Raw genomic sequence first — 8,626 nt, 5'->3', positions numbered from 1 at the left:
AATTTCTATTTTCTTCTTTTGGATAAATTCAATACCCAGTTCGATAATCATAACACCTGCGAAAATAATAAGTGCCGTTGGAAGTAACCTCACTAATATCCATATTCCAATTTAAAATCCTAATTTCTATTTTCTTCTTTTGGATAAATTCAATACCCAGTTCGATAATCATAACACCTGCGAAAATAATAAGTGCCGTTGGAAGTAACCTCACTAATATCCATATTCCAGTCCATATTTCCATTGTAATATAACTTACTATCATTCCTCCATAAATTCTAATTTGTTGCTCAAATCATATCACATTTTCAAACATATCTCAATTCCAATTGTCTCTGCCCCCATCTATTGCATTGCCTTTCGGCTTGCTTCTGTAACCAGCATCCGGTTAATCTTTTCTTGCATGGTTTCCTTTGCATCTTCATTGAAATGATAGCGGACAACATATACTGTCTGCCCGATTTTCTTTGTAAATGTGTTTCCCTCTGTTTTTTTATTCATCATTTTTTCCATAATCATCTATTTCCTTTCTTTCCTGTGCCCGACAGAGAGAGGTTTGCTTCTGTCCCTGCCGGGAGTTTATCGGCACGCTGACAACGCAAGTGTCAACATAGGGTTTGAAACTTTTTTCGGGTAGTTATTTCTGTTTTCCAAAATACTATTGAAAAGTTTTTTGAATGTTCTTGTTGACACCTGTTAAAAAGTAGCTGAAACACCGGTAAATACAAAGGATTTTGGTGTCAACAAAAATGTCAACAAGCAGTAAATTTCCGGGTAATCAGTAGCCTTTCGGCATCAAAATCAGCCTTTCTCTCTGTCGGGCAGATCAAATGGCAGCTCCAACTGTTCTGCTTTCGTCAGCTTTGTAAATCCATCTTTATCCGGTTCGTTGCCACCCTCTTCTTCTGCTCCTTCCCTGATCCAGCTTCTCTGTCTGCCATATCCTTCCTTTGAAAATCTGTGGACTCCGGCTCTCTTCCAGCCAGTGATCTGCGTATCCATAATGGAACAGATCTCATTTGTCTCGAATTTTTTCGGCTCCCGGTCAAAATGGTCAAAGGCTTCTTTCCAGATCTGGACGGAACATACATGACTACCTTTATAAGCGTCCAGCCAGCCTTGTATCATTCCTGCCATCGTATCTTCCTGTGTGAACTGTTTTCGGTATTCACTGATCTCCTGCTCCATTTCCTTTGAGAACTTCAACAGGCTGCTCTTATTCTCCGTTGACCAGTAGATTTCCATTACTTCTGCCCACAACTGGTCAAAATAGGATCTGGCTTCTTTTTCATCATCGAGGATATGCTTCTCTGCCTTACTGCTGTCTATAGCAATCGGCAGGAACCGTCTTGCCCCGGTACGGTCAAAAGGAATGAACTGCCTTGTGTTCGTTGAACCTGCAAAGATACACTGACGCTTCCGGTCTTCCTCATATTTATCATAAGGGTTCCGGTAAGTGTCTTTCTGTCTGGTCAGGAATGACTTGATTTCCTCATTGCTCTTTGCACTGATTGCAGCAATCATCTCCGACATTTCCATAATCCAGTGTCCCCGGAGATGCTCGTATATCTTACTGTCATTCAACTGCTTCAGATCATCAGAAAACCAGTCATCGTTCAATGCAAGAAAACGGAAAAATGTGGATTTTCCGGCTCCCTGCTGACCTACCAGACAAAGCATTTCATCTGCTTTACAACCGGGGCGGTAGATTCTGCTTAATGCTTCCATCAGGAAGTGCTTCACAACCTCATAGACAAAATCCGAAGCATCTGCCCCCATATACCGTTGCAGAACATAACGGATTCTCTCCTGCCCGTCCCACTCCAGTTGTTCCAGATACTCACAGATCGGGTGGTATGCCCGGCTGTTGGCTTCTATGCGAAGTGCCTTATCCATACATTTTTCACTTGTGAGTTTGTAATAGCGTTCAAAGAAATAGTAGAAATAAGTCCTGCCATCATCATCCAGCTTGCAGACTTCCTCATTCCACCAGAGTTTTTTTACAATATCAATCCTGCCTGTCAGCTTGTTGTATTTCATACTCTCACGCACAAGCGGATCATTTCTCAGCACAACCATATAATTTCCAACCGTTGCTTTCGCAGTTCCTTTCTGTGTATATTCCAGCATCTGTTTCACTTCATCGACTTTGCTTTTATCTACCATCCGGAACATTTCTTTCATGGCATCTTTCTGTTCTTTTGTGGCGATCTCCTTTATCTTCTCTTTCGCATTGCTCAATCCGCTCCACCTCCTTCCATTTTTCTTTTACAAGTGCTTCCTTATCTGCCCTGTCCCCAAAGAGCAGGATATCCAGATAATACTCAACAACTGACAACTCCCTGAGAGCAGTCATAAACTTTTCATGCCATTCTTCTGTCCGTGTTTTTGGTGCATACTGTTCTTTCCATTCCAGAAGCAGGCTCAGATAATCCAGATAGGCTCTCAGGCATCTCAGATGTTTTTTCTGCCAAAGTTCTTCTGGTGTCGGCTCTGGCTTTTTTGCTGAAACGCTTCTCCTGTTCTGCGGTGACCCCCTGTCCCTGCCGGAATAAGGAATCCCAAAATCATCTGCCAGCTTCATGGCTGCATCTTTCAATCCAATGTCAAACAGTTGTGCCGTAAAATCAATGGCATCTCCTGTACAGCCACACCCGAAACAATAATATCTCCGGTCAACTTTCATGCTGGGTGATTTGTCATTATGGAAAATGCAGCGGATCAGTCCGCTCCTGTTGGGCTTTAACCCATACCTCTCCGCAGCCTGCCGGACGGTCACATTCTGTTTTACTTCATCAAATAATCCCAATTCGTTTCCTCTCTTTCTTAAATCTGCTTCCCAAATCTGGGAAGCAAGTTTTCACAAAAAACAAAAAAGCACTTTGTCCTGTCCTTACGGAATCAACAAAATGCCCTTATAGTTCCAGATCACTGGAATGTGATCTTCCTTTATTCAGTTGTTTTCTCTCTGCCTCTTCTCTTTGAATCTTTGCTACGTTCAATGCAAGTTTTTCTCTGATTGACGGCTTCACTTCTTTTTTGATTTCTTCTACAACGGCTTTTTTCTTCTCTGGCTGTTTTAACTGACGGACAACCCTCACAACAGCTTTTTCCATCGCATATTCGATTTTTTTAATCAGACCGTCCAGCCTGTTTATCGCATATTCCTTTTCTTTTCGTGATGCCTTACGTTCCGGACTCTGAATCCATCTCTTAGAATCTTCCGCAAGACGAATGTCATCTTTTCTGGTAGCCCGCATTGTTTCCTCTGCGACTTTATCCACAGCCTTGTCATAGGCTTCACTGGATACTTCGTCAAGCAAGGTTTCCACATCTTCAATACGGAGGGTAAGCTGTTGCAGTTCCTCTCTCTGTTCTTCAATCAGCTCGCCCTGACTTAGAATCCGGTCAGAATTGGAAATGAAATTTTCTTTAAATTCTTTTTCCTGCTGTTCTATTTTTTCTTTCTGTGACTGGATAACCTTTTCATTTGCCCTGACATGGTTTGACTGCCTTGCAAGTTCCAGATGATTCGCATTGACCTTATCCCTCTGCTGATTGAGCATTTCCTGCTGAACCGCAATCTCTTCTTTCTGCTTCATTCGGATATAGTCCTGTTTCTCCAGATACTGCCTTCCTCCATAGGACGGTTCTTCGTCAATTTCCAGTCCATGACGTTTACAGATATCCAGGAACATTGTCCGGCAGGCAGAATCAAAAACAACCTTACGGTTATTTGTCTTTGATCTTTTCTTTTCCGGATTCGGAAGTTCAAAGCCAAGTTCTTCCAGTGCCGCTTCCTGTTTCGGTTCAATCTCCCCATACCGGTTCGTAGCATCGAATACATGACGCTCATGAATATGCGGAGTCGCTTCGTCCATGTGCAGTGACCAGTCAATGATATGCACATTAGAACCAAACCGCTCATCGAACTCTTTCTTGAATTCATCAAAAACCAAAACCAGCGTTTCCACAGAAGCGTGTTCATCTATCGTCCCAAGCTGATAGATACTTTCTTCCGGACAGGTCTTTTTATTTTTCAGAACATCTTCCACCCCTTTACATCTGTCGGGGTGTCTTGCTTTCTCATGACGTTTATTCTGGTTAATCACATAATCGCTGTAATGATCCACATAGTATGCCATCTCAATCTGGTTAAAAGAAAAATTATCCTCTTTTCCCCGGTCTGCCATTGTGGTATATCCCTGATAGCAGTCCCAGTAAATATTCTGACGGACACGTTCATTGTCAATATGCTCACTGTGTTCCGGGTCAAATCTCCGGTCATTGTGAAGCGGATTGTAAACACCGTCTTTCCCAGATCTGCCGTTATGCCTTGTGCCTTTCAATTCACATCTCTCCTTTTTTCAAGTTGTTTCCCCGGAGGGGATTGCAGCGAAGCTTCCAAAAGTCTCTGTCCCCGTTACAGACAGTACCCAGTACCATATGGCGAAACGCCATATCACTGGGCAATGGCTGCCGCCCTTAACCTGCTAAGGGCTTTGCCCCTTAACCCCAGCAAGATGCTGCCGCTCTTTGCAATCTGGGCACAAAGGACTTCCAGCCCTCTGTACTCCCAGCAGACAAAACGTAACTCCTGCCGCTGTCCCTTCAGCAGGATCTCCGTTCCGTCTGTTTTTCAAAAATCCTCTGCATCGGATTTTGTGAAAATATAAAATGGGTAAAACAAAGGGCACTAACTTTTTACGGTTAATGCCCTTTCCTTTACTCATTCACTTTTCAGATAATTCCTGTATGTATCATTCTGATAATTGCTTCAGAACCATTTTAACATTCTTCCTAAGTTTCATTCCGTCCCTCAGTCCCAACCGGTAGAAAAATTCTTCTGTCTCTGCTCCACTGTTAAATATCTGGTCGCAATATTTTGTAATGGCCTCTTCCTGTTTCTGTGGAAGTGTGGCAATCACTTTTTTATATTCTTCCTCAACTTCATCTGGTTCTGTCACAGACGGCTGGCTCAGTTTCCAGTCTGCATACTCTTTTCCCATATGCTCCGTTATGGTCAGGTTGATAAATTCTTCAATCTCTTTTGTAATCTTCATTTAAGAATCCTATTCCTTTCTCCAGTGGTCTACTTCATCAATCTGATTTTGATTGTTTCCAGCCACACCACTGCCCAGCCAGAAAGCACAGCAGGATATAAAGTATAAAACCTGCCACAAGCATCCTGACCGCTTCTGTGCCTGTCTCCTGTCCGAATCCATACCCTAAAACTGCTGTAATGCAGATGATCCCCGACAGGATATGAAATACCGTTGCCGACAGCCATGTGAAGAACATAACCACCAGTTGTATCATTGTCAGGCATATACGCACTGGCAGTAATACGATTTTCACAATAATTCTTACAACAACCATGACTGTCCACCCCTTTCACTGTTTCAGATAACTACGATAGCTGTCTATCACAGAATCTGTCACACCGCTTTTGTAAATCTTTCGGATATCAACGATTTTTTCATCTTTCAAAAGTTTCAGCCAGTCCAGTAAATCTTTTCTGCTGTTTGCAAAATTACAACATCTTCCGTCTGCATATTCAATCCAGTATCTCATAAGTCCCTCCTACACATACACCAGTTCATTTAAAATAATTTCATCTACCCGGCTTCTTGCATTGTTTGCCCGGCGAACCCATTCCATCTGATCTCTGCTTTTCAATTCTTCCGTAATGCCTTCCTGCTCCATAATCTGTTCCATGAGGAAATCCCTGCGTTCCAAACACTGCTCATTCAGATCTGCGAGATACGTCCAGAGCTTACCACTCAATGTCAGATAGGAATACAAGCCACTCTTGTAATCTTTCAGATAGTTTCTGTGAAGACTTCCATAAAAACCAATCTCTCTTTTCTCTTCGGGTACTGCGATCAGTGGCAGATAGATTTCCCCGACAAGGATATAATCCAGACCATTACTGTTATCGTGAATGATTCTTTCTAATTTGCTCATGCTGATGCAACTCCTTTCTTCGGTTCTGCTGGGGGAAGCAGTGATAGCGGAATGAACACACCTTTTGCAATATCTTCCTGCCGGATCTCTTCTTTTTTTGCATCCAGTTCGGCTTTCTTTTTTGCCTTTGTCCGTTCATAGTATTCCTGCTGCTTTCCATTTGCTTTTCTTCTCAGGTAATTCTGGTGAAGCCTGTCTTTTCTGGCTTCCCGTTTTTCCATTTCTTCAATTTCTTCCGGTGTCATTTTCACCTCACCGAAATGTGGCGGTAAATATCTGCCGATGAAGTTAAAATAGATTTCCACTTCCTGTGTCGTCTCAACGCTTCCTTTCCGGTCACGCTCATGCACCACAATCTTTTCTACAAATTCATTCAGCATGTAAGTGGTCAATTCCTCAAAATTTTGGTATTTATCAACCAGAGCAATAAACTTCTCGCTGATCTGCGACCTTCTTCATAGCCTGATAATTCAGCTTCCATATCTGCAATTTCTGCCGACAAATCTTTCTGTTCTTTAGAATACTGTCCATCAAGAATCGCATAGCGTTCATCTGGCAGCTTGCCAAGAATATTGTCCTCATAAATTCTGCAGATCAGTTTTTCCAGTTCCTGCACACGCTTTTTTGCCTCTGCCAATCTGCTTTTCAATCTTGTGATCTCACTGGACTGCTGTGAAGTCTGTGCCTTTTTTACTGTCTCCAAAAATTCTTCACGATTCAACTGTGAATACTCCGCAACAGCCTTTAAAAGTTCCTTAATCAGCTCCATAACCACATCAGCATTAATTCTGTGCTGTGTCTGGCAGAGTGTTCCAACCGGAACTTTAGAATATGCAGAACAAGTATATTGTGGTACTCGCTTGCCATTATTTACTCGATGGACATACATTTTGGAACCACAGTCTGCACAATACATCAGACCTGTCAAGGGGTGGGCTTCTCCCCATCCATCTGGATATCTTCTCACATTGCTTCGGATTCTCTGTACATTGTCAAAAGTTTCCTGATCTATAATGGCTTCCTGCGTGTTCTCAAACACCGTCCAATTATCTTCAGATACGTAATGGCTTTTCTTATCCTTGAAATGTTTTCTGGTCTTGAAGTTCACTGTATGACCAAGATACTCTCTTTTCTTCAGAATGCCTGCAACAGTAGAAGAGCCCCAGCCATAAGGATCTTTGATTTCTTCTACTCTGCCTTTCCATAATCCGGCATCTTTCTTTGCCATATGAACCGCTGGTATCTCAACCTTATCCTCTTTCAGTGCCTTGGCAATCTGATATGGTCCGTACCCATCCATTGTCATGTGAAAGATTCTCCGTACAACTACAGCTGCTTCTTCATCAACAATCCATACATTCGGGTCATCCTTGTCTTTCAGATACCCATATGGTGTTGTACTTGCCACATGCTTGCCGGATTTTCCTTTCGCCTTGAAAGTGGATTTTATCTTTTTACTGGTATCCCTTGCATACCATTCATTCATGATATTTCGGAATGGAGTAAAATCATCGTCCTCCCGGAAGCTGTCTACATTCTCGTTGACTGCAATCAGGCGGACATTCTTCTGTCGCAGCAATTCCATATATTGTCCGACTTTCAGATAATCTCTTCCCATTCGGCTCATATCTTTAATCAGAATCGTTCCGACTTTCCCCGACTCTACTTCTTTCATCATGGCAAGAAAGCCTGGGCGATCAAATCTTGTACCGGAGATACCATCATCAGTAAAATGAACAAGATTGGTAAATCCATGTTCTTTTGCATATTGTTCCAGCAGTTTCTTCTGGTTTGAAATACTGTTGGATTCCCCGTTTAATTCATCATCACGACTAAGACGTTCATACAACGCTGTCATGAATCCCTGTTTCTCTGTCATAGTCAGATGTCCTCCTTCCTTTGTTTATTAATTGCCTGTTCTCATCCCATATCCGTTCCTGTACCGGGTTCTGATGTTTCCGGGACGTATTAACCAAAAAAGACACGCTGAATGCCTATTCAGTTCTGGTATCACTACGGGCAGGCTGTTTCGTTTTCAAGGTTCGTGTAAGAAGTAAAAAAGATTCTTACACTAAACGAAATGCTCAGAGGTCTTTTTACAGCCCCCTTACTGCATCTTTTTTGATTTCGTGTCATCTTTTTAAAGTTCCTTACACAATCTCTGTACTGACGAAACAAAATACGGACATGTTTTGAAATTGTTTTTTACAAAATACAATTTTGTTCTTTAAGGTAAAAAAATAAGCCTCAAGAGACTTTTTAATCATTTTGGAGCTCCAACTCTTTAAATTTGATTGATTAAGAAGTCTCTTCAAACTTACTACACCCGCGGCCATTTTGAACTTGTGGTATTGCTTCACCGCAAAATGGTCCGGGTCTTTTTCTTCCAACTGTGCAAAAAGGAGGTCAACGGGGCTTTGGTATTCCTCGTCGTCCTCCCTGGCTTCGCTGGCATTGATCAGGTCCAGCAGCGTTATGAAGTTCTTTTCTTCCTCCGGGGCCTCATACCAGATATAGCCGATCAGGGCCGAATAGTAGAGGCGTTCCGCCTATAGTGATAGGTAAGGTTTTGATATTATCTCCACCTTTTCCCCCACTTCACACCGGACATGCGACTTTCACCGCATCCGGCGCTCCATCGATTGTCTTCACAAGACAT

General features: G+C 42.5%; 8 protein-coding genes and 2 pseudogenes. All 10 read right to left on the bottom strand.

Translation table 11 applies throughout. The features are described from left to right. Positions 1-345: 345 nt before the first annotated feature. Positions 346-513: a transposon-encoded TnpW family protein gene (locus DWZ60_RS16180; protein WP_081695227.1), complete on the bottom strand. Its 168-nt coding sequence runs from the start codon at positions 511-513 to the stop codon at positions 346-348. Between the two features lie 288 nt (positions 514-801). Further along, complete coding sequence (locus DWZ60_RS16175) at positions 802-2,241, bottom strand: virulence-associated E family protein (protein WP_227097757.1); 1,440 nt, start codon at positions 2,239-2,241, stop codon at positions 802-804. After that, positions 2,156-2,809, bottom strand: a complete 654-nt coding sequence (locus tag DWZ60_RS16170) for a CHC2 zinc finger domain-containing protein (RefSeq protein ID WP_021738884.1) — start codon at positions 2,807-2,809, stop codon at positions 2,156-2,158. The genes DWZ60_RS16175 and DWZ60_RS16170 overlap by 86 nt, the downstream gene beginning before the upstream one ends. Positions 2,810-2,915: 106 nt before the next feature. Continuing rightward, complete coding sequence (locus DWZ60_RS16165; RefSeq protein WP_021738885.1) at positions 2,916-4,349, bottom strand: hypothetical protein; 1,434 nt, start codon at positions 4,347-4,349, stop codon at positions 2,916-2,918. Positions 4,350-4,760: 411 nt separating this feature from the next. After that, positions 4,761-5,063 (bottom strand): hypothetical protein, encoded by a 303-nt coding sequence (locus DWZ60_RS16160; protein WP_021738887.1) that lies wholly within the window; start codon positions 5,061-5,063, stop codon positions 4,761-4,763. Positions 5,064-5,100: 37 nt separating this feature from the next. After that, positions 5,101-5,379, bottom strand: coding sequence for a hypothetical protein (locus tag DWZ60_RS16155; protein ID WP_044963260.1), 279 nt, complete (start codon positions 5,377-5,379; stop codon positions 5,101-5,103). A 15-nt stretch (positions 5,380-5,394) separates the two neighbouring features. Continuing rightward, complete coding sequence (locus DWZ60_RS16150; protein ID WP_021738889.1) at positions 5,395-5,574, bottom strand: hypothetical protein; 180 nt, start codon at positions 5,572-5,574, stop codon at positions 5,395-5,397. A 9-nt stretch (positions 5,575-5,583) separates the two neighbouring features. After that, a complete protein-coding gene (locus DWZ60_RS16145) occupies positions 5,584-5,967 on the bottom strand; it encodes a TnpV protein (RefSeq protein ID WP_021738890.1) in 384 nt (127 codons plus the stop codon). Further along, positions 5,964-7,846: pseudogene (locus DWZ60_RS16140) on the bottom strand (recombinase family protein). The gene DWZ60_RS16145 and the pseudogene DWZ60_RS16140 overlap by 4 nt, the downstream one beginning before the upstream one ends. Before the next feature lie 441 nt (positions 7,847-8,287). After that, a pseudogene (locus DWZ60_RS18490) lies at positions 8,288-8,516 on the bottom strand (VirD4-like conjugal transfer protein, CD1115 family); the annotation flags it as partial. Positions 8,517-8,626: the final 110 nt, after the last annotated feature.

The sequence above is a fragment of the Blautia sp. AF34-10 genome (genome assembly GCF_003477865.1).
Classification (GTDB): Bacteria; Bacillota; Clostridia; order Lachnospirales; family Lachnospiraceae; genus Fusicatenibacter; species Fusicatenibacter saccharivorans.
The sequence above is the reverse complement of the archived record's forward strand: the minus strand, read 5'-3'. Positions and strand labels throughout refer to the sequence as shown.